The organism is Gimibacter soli, assembly GCF_028463845.1.
Taxonomy (GTDB): Bacteria; Pseudomonadota; Alphaproteobacteria; order Sphingomonadales; family Kordiimonadaceae; genus Gimibacter; species Gimibacter soli.
Genome location: NZ_CP116805.1, coordinates 1733394 through 1754883, shown reverse-complemented (window position 1 = coordinate 1754883; position 21490 = coordinate 1733394). Strand labels below are relative to the sequence as shown.

21 protein-coding genes are annotated in these 21490 nt (G+C 59.8%); 9 read left to right on the top strand and 12 right to left on the bottom strand.

All coding sequences use genetic code 11. The features are described 5' to 3' along the window. Nucleotides 1-126: 126 nt before the first annotated feature. Nucleotides 127-453, bottom strand: a complete 327-nt coding sequence (rpoZ, locus tag PH603_RS16515; protein ID WP_353507379.1) for a DNA-directed RNA polymerase subunit omega — start codon at nt 451-453, stop codon at nt 127-129. Nucleotides 454-523: 70 nt separating this feature from the next. Further along, on the bottom strand, nt 524-1108 hold the full coding sequence (gene folK / locus PH603_RS08200) for a 2-amino-4-hydroxy-6-hydroxymethyldihydropteridine diphosphokinase (RefSeq protein WP_289505594.1): 585 nt from the start codon (nt 1106-1108) through the stop codon (nt 524-526). A gap of 105 nt (nt 1109-1213) precedes the next feature. Between folK and PH603_RS08195 the strand changes: the two genes are divergently transcribed. Together PH603_RS08195 and PH603_RS08190 are read left to right on the top strand one after the other, a co-directional pair. After that, nucleotides 1214-1816, top strand: coding sequence for a LabA-like NYN domain-containing protein (locus PH603_RS08195; protein WP_289505593.1), 603 nt, complete (start codon nt 1214-1216; stop codon nt 1814-1816). Beyond that, nucleotides 1816-2460 (top strand): uracil-DNA glycosylase, encoded by a 645-nt coding sequence (locus tag PH603_RS08190; RefSeq protein ID WP_289505592.1) that lies wholly within the window; start codon nt 1816-1818, stop codon nt 2458-2460. The genes PH603_RS08195 and PH603_RS08190 overlap by 1 nt, the downstream gene beginning before the upstream one ends. A gap of 4 nt (nt 2461-2464) precedes the next feature. Here PH603_RS08190 and PH603_RS08185 read toward each other — a convergent pair whose 3' ends face one another. From PH603_RS08185 to PH603_RS08175, 3 genes are all read right to left on the bottom strand, one after another. Beyond that, the gene (locus tag PH603_RS08185) at nt 2465-2596 is read right to left on the bottom strand and encodes an entericidin A/B family lipoprotein (RefSeq protein ID WP_289505591.1); all 132 of its coding nucleotides are present in this window, start codon (nt 2594-2596) and stop codon (nt 2465-2467) included. A 195-nt stretch (nt 2597-2791) separates the two neighbouring features. Beyond that, nucleotides 2792-2920: an entericidin A/B family lipoprotein gene (locus PH603_RS08180; RefSeq protein WP_289505590.1), complete on the bottom strand. Its 129-nt coding sequence runs from the start codon at nt 2918-2920 to the stop codon at nt 2792-2794. A 156-nt stretch (nt 2921-3076) separates the two neighbouring features. After that, complete coding sequence (locus tag PH603_RS08175) at nt 3077-5155, bottom strand: M13 family metallopeptidase (protein ID WP_289505589.1); 2079 nt, start codon at nt 5153-5155, stop codon at nt 3077-3079. A gap of 191 nt (nt 5156-5346) precedes the next feature. Here PH603_RS08175 and PH603_RS08170 point away from each other — a divergent pair, with 191 nt between their 5' ends. Beyond that, the gene (locus PH603_RS08170; protein WP_289505588.1) at nt 5347-6081 is read left to right on the top strand and encodes a TerC family protein; all 735 of its coding nucleotides are present in this window, start codon (nt 5347-5349) and stop codon (nt 6079-6081) included. A 267-nt stretch (nt 6082-6348) separates the two neighbouring features. On the opposite strand, the gene PH603_RS08165 is transcribed toward PH603_RS08170, so the two are convergent. Continuing rightward, nucleotides 6349-8586, bottom strand: coding sequence for a TonB-dependent receptor family protein (locus PH603_RS08165; RefSeq protein ID WP_289505587.1), 2238 nt, complete (start codon nt 8584-8586; stop codon nt 6349-6351). 155 nt (nt 8587-8741) lie between these two features. On the opposite strand from PH603_RS08165, the gene PH603_RS08160 reads away from it, so the two are divergent. Further along, on the top strand, nt 8742-9512 hold the full coding sequence (locus tag PH603_RS08160; protein WP_289505586.1) for a cyclic nucleotide-binding domain-containing protein: 771 nt from the start codon (nt 8742-8744) through the stop codon (nt 9510-9512). Nucleotides 9513-9515: 3 nt separating this feature from the next. Here the strand turns inward: PH603_RS08160 and smpB are convergent, their stop codons facing one another. The 4 genes from smpB to PH603_RS08140 form a co-directional block, all read right to left on the bottom strand. After that, nucleotides 9516-9998, bottom strand: coding sequence for an SsrA-binding protein SmpB (smpB, locus tag PH603_RS08155; RefSeq protein ID WP_289505585.1), 483 nt, complete (start codon nt 9996-9998; stop codon nt 9516-9518). Between the two features lie 4 nt (nt 9999-10002). Next, on the bottom strand, nt 10003-10893 hold the full coding sequence (dapA, locus tag PH603_RS08150) for a 4-hydroxy-tetrahydrodipicolinate synthase (protein ID WP_289505584.1): 891 nt from the start codon (nt 10891-10893) through the stop codon (nt 10003-10005). A gap of 155 nt (nt 10894-11048) precedes the next feature. Continuing rightward, nucleotides 11049-11483 carry an EF-hand domain-containing protein gene (locus PH603_RS08145; protein WP_289505583.1) on the bottom strand — a complete coding sequence of 145 codons (435 nt, stop codon included), beginning with the start codon at nt 11481-11483 and terminating at the stop codon, nt 11049-11051. Between the two features lie 232 nt (nt 11484-11715). Beyond that, the gene (locus tag PH603_RS08140; protein ID WP_289505582.1) at nt 11716-12303 is read right to left on the bottom strand and encodes a hypothetical protein; all 588 of its coding nucleotides are present in this window, start codon (nt 12301-12303) and stop codon (nt 11716-11718) included. Between the two features lie 189 nt (nt 12304-12492). Between PH603_RS08140 and PH603_RS08135 the strand changes: the two genes are divergently transcribed. The 5 genes from PH603_RS08135 to PH603_RS08115 all read left to right on the top strand — a co-directional run bounded on the left by PH603_RS08135 (nt 12493) and on the right by PH603_RS08115 (nt 19684). After that, nucleotides 12493-14850 carry a M1 family metallopeptidase gene (locus PH603_RS08135; RefSeq protein ID WP_289505581.1) on the top strand — a complete coding sequence of 786 codons (2358 nt, stop codon included), beginning with the start codon at nt 12493-12495 and terminating at the stop codon, nt 14848-14850. A 155-nt stretch (nt 14851-15005) separates the two neighbouring features. Further along, nucleotides 15006-16007: a GGDEF domain-containing protein gene (locus PH603_RS08130; RefSeq protein ID WP_289505580.1), complete on the top strand. Its 1002-nt coding sequence runs from the start codon at nt 15006-15008 to the stop codon at nt 16005-16007. Beyond that, nucleotides 15991-16521 carry a DUF6702 family protein gene (locus tag PH603_RS08125; protein ID WP_289505579.1) on the top strand — a complete coding sequence of 177 codons (531 nt, stop codon included), beginning with the start codon at nt 15991-15993 and terminating at the stop codon, nt 16519-16521. Before PH603_RS08130 ends, PH603_RS08125 begins: the two co-directional genes overlap by 17 nt. 56 nt (nt 16522-16577) lie before the next feature. Next, nucleotides 16578-16910 (top strand): hypothetical protein, encoded by a 333-nt coding sequence (locus PH603_RS08120; RefSeq protein WP_289505578.1) that lies wholly within the window; start codon nt 16578-16580, stop codon nt 16908-16910. A gap of 14 nt (nt 16911-16924) precedes the next feature. Further along, on the top strand, nt 16925-19684 hold the full coding sequence (locus tag PH603_RS08115; protein ID WP_289505577.1) for a zinc-dependent metalloprotease: 2760 nt from the start codon (nt 16925-16927) through the stop codon (nt 19682-19684). A gap of 19 nt (nt 19685-19703) precedes the next feature. Here PH603_RS08115 and PH603_RS08110 read toward each other — a convergent pair whose 3' ends face one another. After that, nucleotides 19704-19967, bottom strand: coding sequence for an SEL1-like repeat protein (locus tag PH603_RS08110; RefSeq protein WP_289505576.1), 264 nt, complete (start codon nt 19965-19967; stop codon nt 19704-19706). 247 nt (nt 19968-20214) lie between these two features. Then, nucleotides 20215-21390 carry a sensor histidine kinase gene (locus PH603_RS08105; protein WP_289505575.1) on the bottom strand — a complete coding sequence of 392 codons (1176 nt, stop codon included), beginning with the start codon at nt 21388-21390 and terminating at the stop codon, nt 20215-20217. Nucleotides 21391-21490 lie beyond the last annotated feature (100 nt).

The following is a 21490-nucleotide window of genomic DNA, read 5'->3' as shown; positions in this document are numbered from 1 at the left end:
CTGCCCCCCGCAGAGATATAGTTAACCGGACCAGATGTTAAAAGACATTAAAAAACCCGGCCATGGAAGGCCGGGTCTTAAAACTTTTGTGCGGGCTGCGGCAGGAATGCCGCGCCAGGCATCCGATCACTCGCCGGTCGGTTCCTGCGAAGCCGCAACGCCAGCGGCGCTCGTGTCCATACCGGCCATCAGGATCGACATATCGACCTCTTCCGGCTCGTCGGATTCGACAACCTTGCGCATGCCCTGGATGAGCGCTTCGGTCAGATCGTAAGCTTCGACCTTTTCTTCAGCGATTTCGCGCAGGGCCACAACCGGGTTCTTGTCGTTGTCACGCTCAACGAGAAGCGGCGCGCCGGACGAAATCTGACGGGCGCGCTGGGCAGCCACAAGCACGAGATCGAAGCGGTTGGTGACCTTGTCGACGCAATCCTCTACGGTGACGCGAGCCATGTATCTTCTCCAAAAATTCGCAGTTGCCCCAGAGCCTACAGGATAGGCAGGGGTTCATTCAAGCGCCCGCTTATAGCGATGCACCTTTCCCAAGTAAAGCCCCGATTGGCCGAACGCCTTCAAATCCGCCCGCTTTCTCGCAGGCGGCTGCCATCGCCGCTACGGTCTCACCTGTCACGGGATGCAGCCAGCCCGGCGCAATATCCATCAGCGGCATCAGCACAAAGCCCCGCCCGTGTAGGCGCGGATGCGGCAATACAAGCGGCTCATGCACCGCCATGGGGTCAGCCTCGAAGGCCAGATGCCGCCATGTCGTCGCGTCCGGCGCCACGGTGTCGCCAGCAGCGAGGAGATCGAGATCAAGCGTCCGCGCGCTCCAGCGTTCGCCGCGCTGGCGACCAAGGGCCGTTTCAACCGTCTTCAGGATATCGAGGCATTCGTCTGGCGAGAGGGTTGTCTCGAATGCGGCCACGGCATTCACAAAATCGGGCTGGCCGGAGGGCGGCACCGGCGTTGTGCAGTAGGCCCGCGAGACGGCTTTCAGCGTCAACCCCCTCTCCTGCAGCTCGCGCAAGGCAGCTCTCAGCGTGTCGATCGGCGCGCCTGCACCCGATGGCAGGTTGCCGCCAAGGCCGATCAAAATTTCGTGCGGCATATCGCTGGCCCTTCCGTTCATGCTAGGTTAAACCCCATATCCATACTCTCTGGGACGGTGCCTTTAGCACGCCCCGACCATACTTGACACGATTGGACCTGCATCATGCTCATTTACCCGGATGAACGGTTGGCCGTTTTTATTGATGGCGCAAATCTTTACGCCACTGCCCGTGCGCTTGAAATTGAAATCGATTACAAAGCCCTGCGCGCCCACTTTGCCGAACAGTCCCGGCTGGTGCGCACCTTCTATTACACCGCGATTTTGGAAGATCAGGAATATTCGCCCCTGCGTCCGCTGATCGACTGGCTGGACTATAACGGTTTCACGCTGGTGACGAAGCCGGTGAAGGAATTCACCGACGAACATGGCCGCCGCAAGATCAAGGGCAATATGGATATCGAGATTGCGGTCGATATGCTGAATATCGCCGAGAATGTCGACCATATCGTACTATTCTCGGGCGACGGCGATTTCCGCCGGCTCCTGGAAGCCGTGCAGCGCCGCGGTGTGCGGGTGACGGTTGTCAGCTCGAACTCGACCCAGCCGTCGATGATCGCGGACGAACTGCGCCGCCAGGCCGACCAGTTTATCGATATCGTGGATCTTGCCCCCATCATTGGTCGCAAAGGCCCGCGCCGCCAGCATCATGCGCATTATGACGAGCGCGAGGAAACGACGCGCGAATTCGAAGACGCCGAAGACTGATGGCTGCGCAGTCCGTACCTGCCGAGGCACCGCGGGACTGCCCGCTGTGCCCGCGCCTTGTGGCCTTCCGCGAGGCCAATAGGGAAAAGTTCCCGTCCTATTTCAACGGCGCCGTTGAAAGCTTCGGCGACGAGAAGGCTCGTCTGCTGGTCGTCGGCCTTGCGCCCGGCCTGCACGGAGCCAACCAGACAGGCCGCCCCTTCACCGGCGACTATGCGGGCGACCTTCTGTATTTCGCGCTGAAGGAAAAGGGCTTCGCAACCGGCACCTATGACAAGCGCCCGGACGACGGCTTCACGTTAAAGGACGTGCTGATTTCAAATTCGGTGCGCTGTGTGCCGCCCGAAAACAAGCCGACCCCGGCCGAGATCAACACCTGCCGCCCGTTCCTGATCTCGCGCATGCAGGCGATGCCACAGGTGAAGGTGATGCTGGCCCTTGGCAAGATCGCCCACGACAGCGCGGTGAAAGCGATGGGCCTGAAGCTTTCGGCCTATCCCTTCGGCCACGCCGCCGTGCACACGCTCCCGGATGGCCGCACGCTGGTGGATAGCTACCATTGCAGCCGCTACAATGTGAACACCGGCCGCCTGACGACCGAGATGTTCCTCAATGTGCTGGATATCTGCCGGGAACGGCTCTAGGGGGCTATTTCGCTGCGTCCGAAATGGCATCGCCTGCGGATTCAAGGTCTTCGCCGGCACCTTCGATTGTGTTGCAGCCCGCAACGGCAAAAAGCGCCATCAAAGGCATCAGAAGGATGAACAGGGTCTTTTTCACGATGTTCTCCTGAACACTGTTGAAGCAATCGCGGCAAGGGCACCTGCCCGTCCGCAAGGAGAAGACTGCACGTCCCATATGGCGATTGATGGGCGATTTCGCGCCCACCTGCCTTAATGGTTAACGCGCATGCAAAAAGCGCCCGGCAATCTGCACGGGCGCTCTTCGTTTCAGGATATCGGCTGTGCCGGAGCCTTACTTGGCTTCGCGGGAAACCGTTTTGCCGACCGATTCCAGATCCTCGCCAACGCCTTCAATCGTGTTGCAGGCAGAGATGGCGAAAAGAGCTACAAGCGGAAAAAGGATTTGGGCGATTTTGCGCATGGATCATCTCCGGTCATGAAGGCATCGCCGTGATGCCCCCGTATGAGGTTTCCTCTATGCCGAAGCGGCACGAGAGTCAATTTCAAGGAAACATTTGAAGCATCACAAAAAAGGGCGCCATCAGGCGCCCTTTTCCGTTTTCAGCGAGAGTTTCGCTTACCAGATGGTGACGCGCTCTTCTTCCGGCAGATAGAGCTTGTCGCCGTCTTTCACCTCGTAGGCGTCATAGAAGGCCGGCATGTTGCGGACCACGCCGTTCGCGCGCCAGTAAGCGGGCGAATGCGGATCAGCGGCCAGACGCTGCTGCAGGGCCTCGGGGCGGTATTTCGCGCGCCATGCCTGCGCCCAGCCAAGGAAGAAGCGCTGGTCGCCGGTCAGGCCGTCGATCACCGGTGCTTCCTGCCCCTTGAGCGAAAGCTTGTAGGCGCGGTAGGCGGCAGTGAGGCCCGAAAGGTCCCCGATGTTTTCGCCAAGCGTCAGTTTGCCCTGCACATTCACGCCCGGCAGGCCCTCGTAGCCGTCATACTGGCCAACAAGCTTCGCGGTCTGGGCTTCGAAGGCCTTGCGGTCTTCGTCCGTCCACCAGCTGCGCATGTTGCCGTCGCCGTCGAAGGTGCTGCCCTGATCGTCGAAGCCATGGCTGATTTCGTGGCCGATCACGCCGCCGATGGCGCCATAGTTGAAGGCATCGTCAGCAGCCGGGTTGAAGAAGGGTGGCTGCAGGATGGCGGCCGGGAAGACGATTTCGTTCTTCGTCGGGTCGTAATAGGCATTCACGGTTTGCGGCGTCATGCCCCATTCGTTGCGGTCGATCGGCTTGCCGAGTTTCGACATTTCGAAATCATAGGCATATTTCGCCACGGCGCGCGCATTGCCGACAAGGTCATCCGGCGACAGGCTAAGGGCCGCATAATCGCGCCACACATCCGGATAGCCGACCTTCACGGTGAATTTGGAAAGCTTCTCGTGCGCCTGCTTCTTGGTCACGTCGCTCATCCAGGTGAGGTCGTCGATGCCGTTTGCAAAGGCGGTGCGCAGGTTGCCGACAAGATCGGTGATGGCGGCTTTGGCTTCCGGCGGGAAATGCTTTTCGACATAAAGCTTGCCGACGGCTTCACCAAGGCCACCGTTCACTTCACGCACGGCGCGTTTCCAGCGCGGCGGCTGTTCGGTACGGCCATTGAGCTTGCGGCCGACGAAATCGAAGCGCGCATCCGAGAAATCGGTCGACAGATAGTCAGCCGCACCATGGATGGCGTGGAAAGCGAGATAGGTTTTCCAGTCATCAAGCGATGCTTCACCGAGCATGGCATCAACGCCCGAGAAGAAGCCCGGTTGGCCGTAAACGACCGGCAGGTCCGCCGGTGCGCCGATACCTTCCATGAAGCCCGCCCAATTGAAATTGGCGCCGAACTCCGACGCTTCATCGCGGGTGCGCGGGTTATAGAGCTTTTCAAGGTCACGGTTCTCGATCGCCGTCCAGTGATAACCGGCAAGCTTGGTTTCGAACGCGAGGACAGCCTCACCTTTCTTCGCAGCCGTTTCGGCATCGTCGCCCGCGAGCGTGAAGAGCTTCGTCGCGTATTCTTTCAGGTCGCCGCGTGCCTTCACGAAGGCTTCGTTATCGTCTTTCAGATAATAATCGCGGTCCGGGAGCGTCAGGCCGTCCTGGAAGAAATAGGCGAGATAGCGGGTGCTGTCCTTGAGGTCCGGGAAAATCTGGACATCGATAAGATCACCCTCGCCCGCGGCTGTTGCCTTGGTGATAAAGGCTGAAACATCAGCCGTGCTGGAAAGGGCCGCGATGGTTTCAAGGTCGCCGGAAATCGGGCTGATGCCTTTGGCGTTGGCGGCGGTTTCATCCATATAGGCGCTATACATGGCGCCGATCTTGTAGGCTTCGCTCGACTTGTCAGCCGACAGCGACTTGGCGGCTTCCTCGATCAGCAGGCGCTGGTTTTCTTCCGCTGCCTTGAAGAGCTCGAGGCTGACGCCAGCGCTGGTGAATTCGCCCTCGATCTCCGTGGTCCTGTTCCAGGTGCCGTTCACATAGGACCAGAAATCGTCTTGCGGGCGGATGCTGGTGTCCATCGTCGCGCGGTCGAAACCAACGAGCACAGCCGCTTCGGCTGCCGGCTTGTCGGCGGTGCCAGCCTCTTTCGGCTTCTCGCCGCAGGCGGCCAGCAGGACAGCAGCCACAGCGATCATGCTGATGTTGCGTTTGAAGTGAGTCACGGAAAATCCCCTCGAATTGAAACAGACGCTCACTCTAGCCAGCGCCAATCCGGCTGTCATGCGGGATGTTTTCGACTTTCGTTTAAAAAACCCGGGGTTTAGAGGGGCCGGGCCATTGCAAAACCGGACCCGCCCCCCAATCATATCAGGGATGCAGGCGCCAGGGCCTGCCTTCCTGCTGGAGATATTCCATGGACTTCCTTCTCGACCCCGCCGTCTGGGCTGCCTTCATCACCCTGACGGCCCTCGAAATCGTGCTCGGGATCGACAATCTGATCGTCATCTCGATCCTCACCGACCGCCTGAAACCCGAGGAGCAGGCATCAGCCCGTAAGCTTGGCCTCGCGGCTGCGCTCGTCACCCGGCTGATGCTTCTGTCGCTTGCTTTCTTCATCGCCCAGATGGAAGCCCCGCTTTTCACCGCGTTCGGCGAAGAGTTTTCGTGGCGCGATCTCCTGCTGATCGCAGGCGGCCTTTTCCTGCTGGCCAAGGGCACGCTCGAGATTCACCATAATATCGAAGACAAGGAAGCCGACGAGCGCCGCGTGCGCCACGCTGCTTTCATGGCAGTGATCTTCCAGATTGCGGTGATGGATATCGTCTTCTCGTTCGACAGCGTGATGACTGCCGTCGGCATCGCCGATCATCTGAGCGTGATGGTCGCCGCGATCCTCATTTCGATGATCATCATGGTGCTGGCGGTCAATCAGGTGGCCGGCTTCATCAACCGGCATCCGACGGTGAAGATCCTTGGCCTCAGCTATATGCTGCTCATTGGCCTCACCCTCATCGGTGATGGCCTCGGCCAGCATATCCCCAAAGGATATCTCTATTTCGCCATGGCCTTCTCCTTCTTCGTCGAGGTGCTGAACATGACGGCGCGCAACCGGAAGGCAGCGCGCGACACAGCGACGGAGAAGAACTGACGGATTGTTTGGGGATCAGCCCGGAAAGGGATATTGGGCGGCGGCTTGCAAAATACTCGGAACAGAACTCGAAACACTTACTCGAAACTGTGCCGCCGCCCGGTACTCCGAACTCTTTTGCGAAAACCAATATAGTCGCAAATCGTTAACACAGACTGAACATGACCCAATATCTTGTGGTCCGACCAATATTTACCACAATTTAACCAAAGAAAAGGGGTGCCGAAGCACCCCTCCTTTTGCCGATTCAGTCAGGATTCCAATTCCTTAGAAACTGAACTTGACACCCCCGATTAAAGTGCGCGGCGCGCCCGGCCGCAGCCCAATGGGATGCACCGAAACCGCATAGGTGGCGTCAAGCAGGTTTTGGGCTATGGCATAGAGCTCTACATGCTCCGTGACCCGCCACTGGGCTGATGCATCAAGAACGAAGCGGCCGTCCACTTTTTCATCCGCCGGGATAGCCCCTTGGCCAGCAGTGGTGCGGGCGGCGTTCACATAATTGCCCTGTAGCGACACGGTGAAAGGTTCGGTCACCACAGAAGCGCCTACCGTCACCTGGTGGCGAGCGACATAGGGCAGCGCATCGCCCTTCTCGACGCTGCCCCAGAAACCGCTGGAGAAGCTGGTGCGAAACTCCGCGTCCGTAAAGGTATAGGTAAGCGAAACGGGCACGGTGAAACCGTCAGCTACAACGAAACTGTAGCCGCCAGCGACTTCGAGGCCCTTGATCACGGCCTTGCCGCCATTGAACTGGTCGCCAATATCACCAGTGTTGCACGCGACGGACGCCGTACAGGTGCCAAGGATATTGTCATAGTCATTCACATAGATGATCGCTTCGCCGTGGAATGCGCCAAGATCGACGATGGCCCCGGCTTCGATGTTCAGGCTTTCCTCCTCGCGGACGTCGCCCTCCCCGACTGCCGGCGGATTGAAACCTTTGAAAACGCCCCCGGTAAGCGTCACCCCGTTGTCAAGATCGTAGGAAATACCAAGGCCGGGGACAGCCGCTTTGATCCGCTTGGCTGGCAGGGTCGTGGCAGTGCCGGTGCGGCCCGGATCGTTCGATGCCCAGTCAGTACGGCTGAGTTCGATCGTTTCGAACCGCACGCCGGGTACAAGGGTCAGAGACCCGAACGTGATCGTGTCCTGCACCATCGCCGCCCAGGCATTGGCGGCAACCTTGCGGTTACCCGACGAGCCCGGAGCGCCGGCAGAGGCGAACGACAGATGCCCGTCTTTCATCGTGAAGGATTCACGATACTGCAGACGGCTTTCATAATCCTCATGATAGCGAACAGATACTTCCAGATCGTGCGACGCAGCGCCCGTCGTGAAAGGCAGCGCCAGAAGGCTCTGCACACCCTTGGCCCCGTAGGTGCGGGCATTGTGCTGCAAGCGGATAGCGCCAGCCGGGCTGTCCGCCGTTCCACGGAGGTAGGCGTAAGCCAGCGGATTGGACGCCGGGTTGGCAAGCACGCCGGCAGCCGACACCGAAGCACCGTTCAGGAACAGATCATCGAACTTGAACCAGTCGCGCTCAAAATCATTTTGATATGCCGTGGTCACCAATTCGATGTCGGCAACACGCAGCACGTGGGTCAAAGCGATCTGCTCGTGGTCCGTTTCCATCCGGTCACGTTCGCTGGCCGCATAGCGCTGATAGGGATCGGCTTCGAAGTCCTCGCGCGACAGCCCAAGATAGGTTTCGTTTGAATCGTTCTTTGTCTTGCTGAGTTTGATTTCGAGCGACTGGAAGACCGTTGCGTCCTCGCTGGTCGTGATACGTGCTTTGGCCAGATAGTCCTCAACTTCGAAGCCGGTGTCGCCGCCATTCGCCAGCGTCTTGAAGCCGTCATTGTTCGAACGATAGGCCTCGATCAGGCCGCCCAGATTATCGAGGGTGCCTCCGATGGCACCGTGCAGGGCATAGAAACTGTCGCTGCCGCCACGTGCGTCAAGAAAGCCGGCGACATCGTCCGGGATCGAGCGGCTGACAAGATTCAAGGCGCCGCCCACCGTACGGGGACCAAACTTGACCGCCGAAGAGCCCTTGCGGACCTCGATCGCTTCCATGCGCGCCGTGGTCGGGAAATAATAGGCCGCCGGAGCCGCATAAGGCGCTGGGGCGATAAGCACCCCATCTTCCATCAGTGTGATTTTCGCGGAACGGTCGGTGCCGGTGCCGCGCATCCCGATATTGGGACGAAGGCCATATCCATCTTCTTCCTGAATGCTGACGCCAGGCACAGCACGCAGCACACGCTGGATATCCGTATGACGGAAAACTTGCAGATCTTCTTCATCAAGGCGCGTGGCCGAACCGGCGATGGAACTGCGTTCTGTCTTCCGGCCAATGACCTGGATGCGCTCAATGGCGGGCTCGATAAAGGCAATATCTTCAGCCGAGCCAGCCTCCGACGCCACATCCGCGGAAGCGCCGACGGTGAGCGCACAGATGGCCGTAAGAGTAGCAAGTACGGGGAAGGTTTTCGTGGACATGGCACACCCTGAATGAGAATGATTATGATTGTGCCTCTCATCTAACATTCCACTTAATAGCCTGCAAGAAATCCCGACAGCCCCGCCACACGGAGACATTTGCGGAGCCTAACTCATTGATATATGATGCGTCTGACTGGAGCAGGAGCGCGCTTATGCCCGAGGACAATGGGATGGAAGACAATCAGGTTGCCTTCAAGGCCGGCGATGTAGTTTACCGCCAGGGCTCCCCCACCAAGGGGGCTTTTTTGATCCTCGAGGGCCAGATCAACCTCTGGCGCGAGGAGAAAGGCGCCGAGACCCATATCGCCTTCATTGGCGGCGGTGAGCTTCTGGGCGAGGTCAGCGTCATAGAGGGCCGGCCCCATTCGGTGACTGCCAAGGCATCGATGGACACAAAGGCGCTGTTCATCCCGGCCGAGGACTTCCGCAAAAGCTTCAACGATCCGCTCGTCCGGCATGTGCTGCACACGCTCGCCGCGCGGCTGCGCTCAAGCTACGCCTTCAATGCCGCGAAGGCCGGCGCGGACGCCAGCGCAATCGGGCGCGACGCCATCCTGATCGAAGGTTATTCGCCGCAGGTCGCGGGGCTGTTGCCCTCGGGCCTGCCGATCAGCAATTTTCCGTTTGTTGTGGGTAACGTAACGGCGCCGAGCGAGGGGCCGGTTATCAGCGTCAACCAGTTGCAACTGCCGATGATCGGCATGACCGAACTTGCCCATCGCCATTTCGAGATTGTCCGCCGTGATGGCCTTCTCTGGATCAAGGATCTTGGAGCCCCGTCGGGCACCATCGTCAACGGCCAGAAGCTGTCGAAATACGGGCAAACCGCAACGGCGCGCCTGCATGTGGGGAAAAATTCGGTGATTGCCGGCAGCATCGAAAGCCCAGCCCGGTTCGCCATCACCCTGCCGCCGAGCGGCTGAGGCCTAGCCCAGATCCTTCATCAGGCGGGATTTCTGGCGGTCCCAGTCACGCTGCTTTTCGGTCTCGCGCTTGTCATGCAGCTTCTTGCCCTTGCCAAGGCCGAGATCGAGCTTGGCGCGGCCGCGATCGTTGAAGAAAATCTTCAGGGGCACCAGCGTCATGCCGTCCAGCTTCACGGCACCGCCCATACGGTTGATCTCGCGCTTGTGCAGAAGCAGCTTGCGCGGCCGGCGCGGCTCGTGATTGAAGCGGTTGCCGTGTGAGAACTCGGGAATATAGGCGTTCACCAACCACACTTCCCCGTCCCGCACTTCAGCGTAGGATTCGGTGATGTTGGCCTTGCCGTCCCGCAGGGACTTGATCTCGGTCCCCGTCAGCGCAAGACCTGCCTCATATTCCTGTTCAATGAAATAGAGGTGCCGCGCCTTGCGGTTATCAGCCGCAATGCGTCCCTTCAGGCCACCGCTTTTCGCCTTGGCCGCCATCGGTTCAGTCGAAATTCACGGGGCCAAGCCCGACTTCGGACACGAGCGAGGCGAGCGTCGCGCGGCCAACATCTGTCAGCGGCAAGAGCGGCAGGCGAACCCGGTCGGTGCAGATGCCAAGAAGCGACCCGACGAACTTGGCAGGCGCCGGGCTCGGTTCGATGAACATGGCACGGTGCAGCGGCAGCAGGCGGTTCTGCAGTGCGAGTGCGGTTTTATAATCACCGGCGAGGCATGCCTTGTGGAAATCAGAGCAAAGCTTGGGCGCGATGTTGGAGGTCACCGAAATGGTGCCACGTCCGCCCGTTGCATAGAAGGCCAGCGAGGTCGGGTCGTCGCCCGACAGCATGATGAAATCAGGGCCCATCGCACGATACTGCTGGGCCGCGCGTTCCAGATCGCCCGTTGCGTCCTTGACGCCCGCAATACGCGGCAGTTCGGCAAGGGCGGCCATGGTTTCAACGCCCATGTCGATCACCGAGCGGCCGGGGATATTGTAGATATAGATCGGCAGGTCGGTGGCGTCATGGATCGCCTTGAAATGCGCGTAAAGCCCCGCCTGGTTTGGCTTGTTATAATAGGGCGTCACGATGAGCGCGGCGTCGGCCCCCATTTTCTGGGCGGCCTGCGTCAGGCTGATCGCTTCCCGCGTCGAGTTCGAGCCCGTCCCGGCCATCACCGGTACGCGGCCGCCAGCGGCCTCGATGCACAGCTCCACCACATGATGGTGTTCCTCGTGCGTCAGGGTCGGCGATTCACCCGTGGTGCCAACCGGTACAAGCCCGTGCGTGCCTTCCTTTATCTGCCAGTCGACAAACTTCTGATAGCGTTTCGCATCCACCGAACCGTCTTCGGTGAAGGGAGTGATCAGGGCTGTGATCGAACCTTGAAACATGATGCGAACCTTTATGTGGCAGATGAAAATCGGCGCACCCTAGCGCCAGCCCTGCAAAAGGGCAAGCCTCGGGTGCGCCTCAGGTAGAGGGGACATGTGAGGTGCGGTGGGCCCGCAGGCCCGACGCGTTGATTGGTGTTGGCCCCTGAAGCGCCTTAGCGCTTGTTCGGCTTAGCCTCCTCCATCGAGACCTTGCGGTCGCCGTTACTGTCGGCGAGCGCGAATTCGGACATGGGGTCCTTGACATATTCGTCATAGGTCAATTTGTTGTCGCGGTTGAGATCATTCAGCGCGAGGAAGGTGGCAGCCGTCTGGTCAGCACCATCAGCGCCCTTCACTTCCTCTTTCAGCTCAACCTTAGCCACACTGCCGTCGCTGTTGGTATCAAGCTCCTTGAACCGCGATTGCAGATAGCGGCTGAATTCCGCTTCGGTGATGGAATTGTCCTTGTTGGCGTCAGCGACCTCGAGATACGGCAGCATGCCGCTTTGAGCCCTCGTTTGGCCCATCTGGCCGCCTGCAATGGCACCCGATGTTGCAAACAGGGCCGCAACGGTGAAAACGCCGATCGTGCTTTTATTTCCAAACATGGTTCAGCTCCTTTCCTGTTCCGGACACCTGTGCCCGGTCGTGGGCCGTCCGCCTTGCGTCTGGCCCGGAGCCCCCTCCGGCTCCCGTTTGGGAGTTTTCATGGTCGGGGTTCAATATGGTCAAAAAGCGACAGCGAGCAGGCCTTTTCCGGGCGCCAGAAACAGACGGGCCTCCGCCCAAGAGGAAGGCAGAGGCCCGAAATCACTGGCAAACCAGTAGTCTGATCAATACTTATTCAGGGTCTTTTTCGTCGTCACCGCGCTTGCCCCACTTGCCGTGGCCGCGCTCCTTCATATGCTCGCGCATCTTTTTCATGGCTTCTTCCTTCTCGGCAGCCGTCACTGTGCCGTCGCCATTGCCATCGGCTTTCTCGAAATGCTTCAGCGGCTTTGCCGAGAATTCGGCGAACGAGATGGCTTCGTCATTGTCGCGGTCGAACCGGCTCATGAAATCGATGCGGCTCTGCCCCTTCGAGGCACGTTCCATCATCTTGTCGGCCTTTTCCTTGCCGCGCTTTTCAACCATCCGGTCGTAGTGTTCTTGCATTTTTGCCTTGGCTTCTTCCGGCACCGGCATTTCCTTCGGCAGCTCGCCGAGGACGATCTTGCCATCCTTGTTGGCGTCATACTTGCCGAAATGCGCCTGAAGTGCGGCGGTCATTTCGTCTTTCGATACGGCACCGTCGCCGTTCGCATCGGCTTTGGCGAAATGATCGAAGCCGCCGCGCATGCCATGCTTGCCGTGTTCGCCGGCGCTGGCGCCTGCGGTGGCCAGAAGGGCTATTGCGATCGTCGCTGCGAGGGTTGTTTTGGCTGTCATGACTATGTCTCCTTTACCGTTTGTCCTGCACGGACGTTTGGACTGTCTTGTCCTTCTTCTACGAAGGGTCATTCAGGCACCCTTCGTTTCCTTGAACGAAAGTTGATGCGATCCTTGTTGCGCGCACCCCGCAGCTTTCCTAATGTCTGCCATTCGCATTCAAAAAAAGAACAGCCTCAGGGGGTATGTGTGATCAGAGTGTTGTGCGTGGCCGTATTGGCCGCAGTGAGCATCGAGGCCGCGGCCGAACCGATCCAGCAGACGAAGGGCACCTTCGTCGACAAGTTCCGCCAACTGGAAGAAAGCCTGCCGACACCGAACGTGTATCGTACCGCGTCGGGTGCGCCGGGCCACGCCTACTGGCAGCAGCAGGTTGATTACCGGATCAAGGTGACGCTTGATGAGAAGAACCGCCGCATCACCGGCAGCCAGAACGTCAGCTACAAGAACAACAGCCCTGACACGCTGACCTATCTCTGGGTCCAGCTCGACCAGAACCGTTTCTCGAAGCATTCGGACGCGTACGAGACCATGGCGCTTGCCAAGGAAGATGCGCAGAAGATGAGCTTCGCCGCGATGCGCGAAATCGCGATGACCGAAGACAATGACTTCGGCTTCAAGCTGACCAAGGTTGCCGATGCATCGGGCAATGCGCTTTCCTACGCCATGTCCGACACCATGATGCGGATCGACCTGAAGACGCCGCTGAAGCCCGGTGCTTCCACCAGCTTCGCCATCGACTGGTGGTACAATATCCCCGAAGGCAAGGCCATGGGTGCCCGCGGCGGCTACGAGCATTATGAAAAGGATGGCAACGACATCTTCTTCATCGCCCAATGGTATCCGCGCCTCGCCGCCTATACCGACCTGACGGGCTGGGAACACAAGCAGTTTTACGGCACCGGCGAATTCACCCTCGAGTTCGGCGATTTCGATGTGGAGATCACAGCACCCGCCGATCATGTCATCGGCTCCACGGGTGAACTGCAGAACCCTGCCGACGTGCTGAGCGCCACCCAGCGCGACCGCCTGAAAAAGGCCGCGACCGCCGACCGTCCGGTCATGATCGTGACCGCAGAGGAAGCCCTTGCCAATCAGGCCGAAAAAACGGACGCAACCAAGACCTGGCACTTCAAGGCCAAGGATGTGCGCGATTTCGCCTTCGCATCATCCCGCAAGTTTGTGTGGGACGCATGGGGCGTGAAACTGCCGGCGTCCGGTCGCACCGTGATGGCGCAGTCGCTGTACCCCGAAGAAGCCATGCCGCTTTGGGATAAATATTCGACGCAGGCGATCGCCCATACACTGGATACCTACAGCCGCTACAGTTTCGAATATCCCTACCCCAATGCCTGGTCGGTGAACGGCCCCATCGGTGGTGGCATGGAATATCCGATGATCACGTCGAACGGTCCGCGTCCCGAGCAGCATGACGACGGCAGCCGCACCTATTCGAAACGGGTGAAATACGGCCTCATTTCCGTGATCATCCACGAAATCGGCCATATCTATTTCCCGATGGTCGTCAATACCGACGAACGCAACTGGGCCTGGATGGACGAAGGCATCAACAGCTTCCTCCAGTCAATGGCGGAGCGCGAGTGGGAAGCCAATTACCCGAGCCGTTACGGCGAACCGCGGATGGCCATCCCCTACATGACCGGCGTCGACCAGACCCCGATCATGACCCAGTCGGACAGCATCATCGGTTATGGCCCCAACGCCTATACCAAGCCGGCCGTCGCGCTGAACATCCTGCGCGAGACCGTGATGGGCCGCGAGCTATTCGACTTCGCCATGAAGGAATATGCCCGCCGCTGGAAATTCAAGCGCCCCTACCCGGCCGATTTCTTCCGCACCATGGAAGACGCGTCCGCAAAGGATCTGGACTGGTTCTTCCGCGGCTGGTTCTACACCACCGATCACGTTGATATCGCCATCGACGGCGTGACCCATGCCCGCATCCATACGCAGGACCCCGAAATCGAGAATGCGACGGACCGCGAGGAAGACGCCAAGCTGAAGGGCTATATCGGCGAGGTGCGCGAGCGTGCGACCGGCAAGCCGATGCGCACCGAACGCTTCCCCGAGCTTCTGGACTTCTACAACAAGAACGACGATTTCATCGTCACCAAGAAGCAGCGTGACAAGTATCAAAGTGCGCTCAAGGACCTGAAAGACTGGGAAAAAGAGCTGCTGAAATACGGGCGCGAGCTTTATTTCATCGACTTCCGCAACATCGGCGGGCTTGTGATGCCGCTTGTGCTTGATGTCGAGTATGAGGACGGCTCGCACGAGGAAGTCCGCATCGCTGCTGAAATCTGGCGCCAGAACGCCCATGAAGTGACGAAGCTTCTGGTCCGCCCCAAGAAGATCAAATCGGTGACGCTTGACCCACATCACGAAATCGCCGACGCGGACACCCGCAACAACGCATGGCCCGCCAAAGCGAAGGAAAGCCGTGTGGAACTGTTCAAGAGCGAACAGTCCCGCGATCTGATGAAAGAAGTGGCGGACGGCGAAAAAGCTGAAGCCGACAAGAAATAGGCTTTTCTTCCCGAGCCTTGCAGAACAGCAAAGGGCCGCGATGTGCGGCCCTTTCGCATATCCGCCCCACGCCCGGCTTGACTTTGCCGCCCCACCCCCTTTCTATGGGGCGCGTACGAAGGGGGAAACCGTACGGAGTGAGGAGACGAGGCCACATGATGCCGCAGCGAGCCGCGCTGGAGCAGACCGACGTGCCCGGACGCCTGATCGACATCGATGCGCTGCCTTGGCCTGTCCTCATCTCGGATGCGGACGGCCTCGCCGTTGTTGCCAATGCGGCCATGACTGCCGTGATCGGCATGGACGCGGCTGGACTTCCCATCCTTGAGGCTTTCGCCCCCCTTCATGCTGAAACCAGTGATCCCACAATCCCGAACGAGATTGTCGCAACCCTGATTGCCGCCCCCGGCATGCCCTATTCCGACAAGCTTCACCTGACGGACGGGCGCCTCCTCGAACGCGCCAGCCATCCGATTGCCGGTGACCGCCGCATCTGGACGATCTTTGACCGCACGATCGACATGCTGGCCCAGCAGGACGGCGCGATGCACGCCTCGCTGATGGAAGATGAAACCGCGCGGGTGACCGAACTCGCCGACCAGCTTTACCTCGCCAAGCAGGAGCTGGAAACACAGCAGACCGAACTCACCCGCCTGGCGACCACCGACCCGATGACGGGGCTCCTCAATCGCCGCAGCTTTGCCGATTGCGGGCGCTGGACGCTGGAAGACGCGCAGGCCGGCGGCAACCTTGTCGCCATCATGGTTGATATCGATCATTTCAAGGCAATCAACGATACCTTCGGCCATGCAGCCGGCGACATCGCCATCTGCTACTGCGCGCGGCGCATCACCGAATTGCTGCCTGATGGCGCAATTTCCGGCCGTATGGGGGGCGAGGAGTTTGCGGTGCTGCTGCCCGGCCATTCCGCCGCCGATGCGCTGCCGCTTGCCGAAAAGATCCGCCTTGCCATGCGGGCGCCCAAAAAAGGTGCCGATATCGAAACACCCTATTTCACGGTCAGTATCGGCGTCGCCGAATTTGGCCAGTATGACCAGTCGCTGGATTTCCTGATCGGTCGCGCCGACCGCGCCCTATACAAGGCCAAGGAATCCGGCCGCAACCGGGTTGAACTTGATAATGAACAAACTGACTGAGCGGCTTTTTGCCCGCTTCAAAGGCGCGCTGGTCTTGGGCCTTGCGCTCCTTATCGCTGCCCTGCCGGCGGCAGCGCACAATGTCTATGCCAGCTTCACGGATGTATTCTGGAACGATGATGACAAGTCGGTCGAGCTTGTCATCGAGGCCCATGCCCACGAAATCGAAGCCTATCTTTCTGTCGAGCTCGGCAAACGACTGAGCTTCCTTGACGACAAGGATATTCCCGAGCTTGAAAAAGCTGTCGGCCCGATGATCCTTGATGACCTTGAACTGTCGCTCGACGGCACACCGGTGAAGCTCAAATATCTCGGCATGAAGCTCGAAAGCCAGACACTGATGCTGTTTCTTGAGGCCGATTGGCCGACGCGCCCCAAAAACGTCACCATCATGAATAAGATGTTGATCGGCAATCTGCCGGGCCAGACGAACAGCGTCCTTGTCCGTGTCGGGGCCGACCGCAAGGGCGGCGATATCCGTGAAGGCTCGTCCTCCCTCAGCTTTGACTTTTAACCCGGCGCGATTGGCGCTAGGCTTGATCTCCTGACCTTCTCAAGGACTTGCTGACGATGACATTCGCCTCCCCTTCGCTTCTTGCGTTGCCCTTCCTTCTGCTGGCTTCCGGCACCGCGATGGCCGAAGACTCCCTGATGGACGCCGTGCGCGACAGCGCCCGTATCCTCGGCGCCGCCCAATATTGCGACGCGCCCGAAGACATGACGGACGAATATATCGCCCGCGCCGAGGGTGGCTTCGCCCGCCTCGCCAAGGATGATTTCGAGAAGCATATGGCGCGGATCGAGTTCAAGAATCTGTCGGCGGCGGCCTCTGCCAAAGCGCCGAGCGACGGATGCGACGCCTTCCTCAGCCGCTTTGAGACAATGCTGAAAAGCCCGAGCTGAGCCGGAGCCAAACCATGCCGGTGCCGCGCTCCCTCCGTTCTCTTCTCCTTCACCGGACCATCGGGCTGGCGCTCGCTGCCTGCATCGGCATGCCTGCTGCCTTTGCCGACGACCCGAAGCCGGAAAAGCCGCCGGTTGACGACCCCAATCCGCCCAAGCCCGCCGAGCCGCCGAAGGACGAACCACCGAAACCGGACGAGCCCAAGGACGAAAAGCCCGACGAGGCGAAGAAGGACGAGAAGAAGGCACCGCCCAAGAAAGACGAAAATTCGGACGACAAGGCCGAGAAAAAGCCGAAAGAACCGACCAATACCATCGAGGCCCGCGTCAAGGGCCAGCAGAAGATGGAAGGCCTGTTCCCGCTGTACCGTGACACCAAGACCGGTGCCCTCAGGATGGAGATTGCGGCAAGCCAGCTGAACCGTGATTTCATCTATGTGTCTCAGGTGTCGGACGGCGTGGTGGAAGGTGGCCATTTCCGCGGCCAGTACCGCCAGAAGAAGGTATTCCGCCTGATCCGCCGCTTCGACAAGATCGAGATCGTCGAGAGCAACCCCTATTTCTACTACGATGAAAAGAGCCCGCTGGCGCGGTCTGCCGGCGCCAACGTCAGCCCCGCCGTGATCGATGTGATGCGGATCGAGGCCGCAAGCGGCACCGGTGCCGAGCGGCGCTTCCTCGTGCGCGCTGACGCGCTGTTCGTTGACGAAAGCTTCGACCCCGTGAAACCGCCCCCCCTGCCCGGTGGCGCCAACGGCGGCTTCAGCCTCGGCAAGCTCGACAAGGAACGCTCCCGCGTATCACTGATCCGGAACTATCCGGAAAACACCGCGGTTGTTGTCGACTATGTATTCGTCAATCCAGTGCCGCAAAATGCGGGTGCGGGTTTTGAGATCACCGATCCACGTATTGTGACCGTTCGGGTGGCGCATACGCTGCTGGCGAAACCTGACGACAAGTTCGAGCCACGCCTTGATGACCCGCGCGTCGGCTATTTCGTCGATTATCAGAACGACCTGACCAGCACCGATATCACGCCCTGGCGCGACATGATCTCGCGCTGGCGGCTCATCAAGAAAGACCCGGAAGCCCCGCTTTCCGATCCGGTGAAGTCCATCGTCTGGTGGATCGAAAATACGACGCCCCTGGAGCTGCGCCCCATCATCGAAAAGGCGGCCCTTGGCTGGAACAAGGCGTTCGAAGCTGCAGGCTTCACGAATGTGATCGTGGTGAAAACCCAGCCCGATGATGCCGACTGGGACGCCGATGATATCCGCTACAATGTCATCCGCTGGGTAGCGAGCCCGCAGCCGCCTTTCTCGGGCTATGGTCCACGCTTCACCAACCCGCTGACGGGCGAAATCCTTGGCGCCGATGTGATCCTTGAATACAGCACGCTCGCTCAGCTTTTACAGATGCGCGATGTGTTTGAAGGCGACACGGCCGCTGCCGTCTGGGCGGATCCGCTGCCGATGACGGTGGAAACGGCAAAGTCAGACCCGCGCCAGATGCAGGCACAGTGCGACGTCGGCACCATGCTGCACCAGAATCTTAACTATGCGATGGCGCTTTCAGCCGTTTTTGACCGCCCGGAAGACGAGCGCAAACGGCTGCTGGAACAAACGGTTGCCTATCTCGTCACCCACGAGATTGGCCATACGCTCGGCCTCACCCACAATATGATGGCGAGCCAGTCGCTGCCCTATGCCGATGCCTTCAAACAGGCGGGCGGCGTCAAGCTCGGCTCTGTGATGGATTATCCTGCCATCAATTTCGCGCCGCCCGGCAAGCCGCAGGGTGACTATTTCCCGACAGAGCCCGGCGCCTACGATATCTGGGCTATCCGCTTCGGCTACGATCCGACAGTCAGCGATACCGCCAAACGCACTGCGCTCCTCGCGCGCTCGACCGAAAAGGCGCTGGCCTTTGCGAACGATGCCGATGACATGCGTGAACCCGGCAAGGGGATCGACCCGCGCATCAATCTGAATGACCTGACGGACGATGCGATGCGCTACGCTGCTGACCGGCTGGCGCTCGACCGCAAAGCCCTTGGCGAAATCGCCGGGCGCATGGTGAAACCGGGCGAGAGCTATCAGGCGCTCAGGAATGCCTATCTGATCCTGACAGCCGACATGGCGACACAAGGCAGGGTCATTTCGCGCTACATCGGCGGGGTGTATGTGGACAAGGCTGTCGCCGGCCAGAAGGGCGCCGCGCGACCCTATACGCCGGTGCCGATGGCCCGCCAGCGCGAAGCCATGAAGCTGCTGCGTGACAATATCTTTGCCCCCGAAGCCTTCAAGGTGGATGCGAGCCTCCTGCAGCAACTGGGGATCGAGCGGCGCGGCTTCTTCAATTTCTTCGGGACGGACGACCCCAAACCCATCGCCCGCGTTGCCAATATCCAGGCTGGTATTCTCTATCACCTGCTGCATCCGGTGACACTGCTGCGCCTGACGGACAGCGGGCTTTACGGAAACGAGTATCCGGTTGTGCGGATGATGACCGATCTGTCGGAAGCGATTTTCGACGATGACAGCCGCGGCAGCGTGAACGCCTACCGGCAGGAATTGCAGACACTCTATGTGCAGTTTCTGATGATCGTCATGGAAGGCGGGTCACATGACTATGTCTCAAGGGCGGCGGCGCTTTCAAACCTGCGCGCCATCCGCAACGACATGAGCCGTTGGCGGGGTGACCTTGCCACGCAGACACACCGCGACCATCTGGCCTTCCTCATCGACAGGATACTGGAGACAGACCGGTCCTGACCGCTGCCTTCCAGCCTGCTCAATGGGTATTCAGCCACTCGCGCGCCTGTTTTTGTGCCTCGGCAATCTGGGCGAATGTCATGTCACGGGCGAGTTCGGTACGGTCCACCTGCGCGCGCCGCACACCACGGATCGCTGCCAGATTGAACCATTTGTGAGCCTGCACATAGTCGCGCTCGACCCCCTGCCCCGTGGAATAGAGTAGCCCCAGATCATATAGCGCGTCGGCCTGGCCTGTCTCGGCCCCGGCCATGCGCTCCTGCACATATGAATATAACTCCATGTCCTTCTGACCCATTTCCGTCTCTCCGCATCCCTGCGGTTCACTTCTCTCCTGCGGCTCGCCATATGAAGACAAAAGCCAGCGCCCATCCCGGCCGCCCGAAGGGCAGCGGAACCTGACGTCAGAAATAGCGGACTTGGTTTCTTGGGAAGGGGCGATGGAGAATGACCCGCTACCCTTCCGGTATCGAGTGTACCAAAGGCCGGGGCCTGCTCAAAACCGAATCTTGAAGCGCCGGCAGCGACGGTCAGATGGCGTTGAAAAGCTTGGTGCGCGGGTGATAGCGATCCGCCGGGAAGGTGACGATGGCGCGTGTCCCGACGCCGATTTCGCTTTCAAGGGCAAGCGTGCCGCCGTGCGCTTCCATGAAGGCCTGCACCAGCGGCAGGCCAAGCCCCGTGCCCTCGTGGCGCCGGGCAATCGCACCGTCCACCTGCTCGAACGGCTTCAGTACGCGCTCGAGGTCTGCCGGTGAAATGCCTGAGCCGTGGTCGCGCACCTCGAAGGAGAAGCAGCCATCGGCATGTTCCGACAGGATCAGGTGGACGGTTGCGCCAGCGGGCGAGAATTTGACGGCATTCGACAGAAGATTGATCAGCACCTGCCGGGCCACCTGCAGATCGGCCCAAAGGTCCTCGCAGTGGTCGGGGGCTTCGATTTCGATCTTCACTTCGGCGCGGCGGCTTGTCCCGTCCATCATGCGAACCGCCTGATAGGCAAGCTCCGCCGGGTCTTCATGGTCCTCGCGCAGTTCAAACGCGCCGGCCTCGATCTTCGACATATCAAGGATGCTGTTGATGACATTCAGCAGGTGCCGCCCGGCAATGCGGATATCGCCGACATAATCGGTCATCGCATCCAGAGGCTTGCCGCGATCCGAGCTTTCAATGATCAGGTCCGAAAAGCCGATAATGGAATTCAGGGGGGTGCGAAGCTCGTGGCTCATATTGGCCAGAAACTGGGTCTTGGCGCGGTTGGCGGATTCCGCGGCCAGATGGGCGCGCTCCAGTTGCCGCATCCGCTCCTCGGCGCGCTGCATGTTCGCCTGCAGGACCGTCTGGGCCGTACCGATCCCGTGATAGAGCCCGCCCTGTGTGACGATGAAGCCCTGGGTCAGCGATGCGCCGTCGCGCACCAGCCGGGCATTGATCTCGTCAAGCGACATGCCCGCTTCGATAACCATCGGGCTTTCATCCATGACAAAACGAACGGGGCGACGTTCGAAAAGCGGGCGACCGAACTTGTCGGCGAGCTTCAGCATCAGGTCCATCCGGCGCACAAGGCCCACCGGGCGGCGGCCATCGACAACGGCGATGGATTGCAGGGTATCATCTGCCGTGAAGCGGTCGTAGAGCGTGCCGCAAAAGTCCTCGGGGCTCGCCGGTGCCACCAGACTGGCAATCGACCCGATTGTGATACCCATAAACATTCCGCTTCCAATACTTCCGAACACGGCATGCAAGCTTTGCCGAGGGTCATTTTACGGCTGAATGTTGCAGACACATGACAACGATGACCTTTCG

Coding starts and splice junctions, on each gene's coding strand:
- dapA (WP_289505584.1), bottom strand. CDS start 10,893: ATGTTTCAAGGTTCGATCACAGCCCTGATCACTCCCTTCACCGAAGAC.
- PH603_RS08110 (WP_289505576.1), bottom strand. CDS start 19,967: ATGGAGTTATATTCATATGTGCAGGAGCGCATGGCCGGGGCCGAGACA.
- PH603_RS08140 (WP_289505582.1), bottom strand. CDS start 12,303: ATGACAGCCAAAACAACCCTCGCAGCGACGATCGCAATAGCCCTTCTG.
- folK (WP_289505594.1), bottom strand. CDS start 1,108: ATGCCGCACGAAATTTTGATCGGCCTTGGCGGCAACCTGCCATCGGGT.
- PH603_RS08170 (WP_289505588.1), top strand. CDS start 5,347: ATGGACTTCCTTCTCGACCCCGCCGTCTGGGCTGCCTTCATCACCCTG.
- PH603_RS08195 (WP_289505593.1), top strand. CDS start 1,214: ATGCTCATTTACCCGGATGAACGGTTGGCCGTTTTTATTGATGGCGCA.
- PH603_RS08145 (WP_289505583.1), bottom strand. CDS start 11,483: ATGTTTGGAAATAAAAGCACGATCGGCGTTTTCACCGTTGCGGCCCTG.
- PH603_RS08115 (WP_289505577.1), top strand. CDS start 16,925: ATGCCGGTGCCGCGCTCCCTCCGTTCTCTTCTCCTTCACCGGACCATC.
- PH603_RS08125 (WP_289505579.1), top strand. CDS start 15,991: ATGAACAAACTGACTGAGCGGCTTTTTGCCCGCTTCAAAGGCGCGCTG.
- PH603_RS08160 (WP_289505586.1), top strand. CDS start 8,742: ATGCCCGAGGACAATGGGATGGAAGACAATCAGGTTGCCTTCAAGGCC.
- rpoZ (WP_353507379.1), bottom strand. CDS start 453: ATGGCTCGCGTCACCGTAGAGGATTGCGTCGACAAGGTCACCAACCGC.
- PH603_RS08190 (WP_289505592.1), top strand. CDS start 1,816: ATGGCTGCGCAGTCCGTACCTGCCGAGGCACCGCGGGACTGCCCGCTG.
- PH603_RS08165 (WP_289505587.1), bottom strand. CDS start 8,586: ATGTCCACGAAAACCTTCCCCGTACTTGCTACTCTTACGGCCATCTGT.
- PH603_RS08105 (WP_289505575.1), bottom strand. CDS start 21,390: ATGGGTATCACAATCGGGTCGATTGCCAGTCTGGTGGCACCGGCGAGC.
- PH603_RS08180 (WP_289505590.1), bottom strand. CDS start 2,920: ATGCGCAAAATCGCCCAAATCCTTTTTCCGCTTGTAGCTCTTTTCGCC.
- smpB (WP_289505585.1), bottom strand. CDS start 9,998: ATGGCGGCCAAGGCGAAAAGCGGTGGCCTGAAGGGACGCATTGCGGCT.
- PH603_RS08120 (WP_289505578.1), top strand. CDS start 16,578: ATGACATTCGCCTCCCCTTCGCTTCTTGCGTTGCCCTTCCTTCTGCTG.
- PH603_RS08130 (WP_289505580.1), top strand. CDS start 15,006: ATGATGCCGCAGCGAGCCGCGCTGGAGCAGACCGACGTGCCCGGACGC.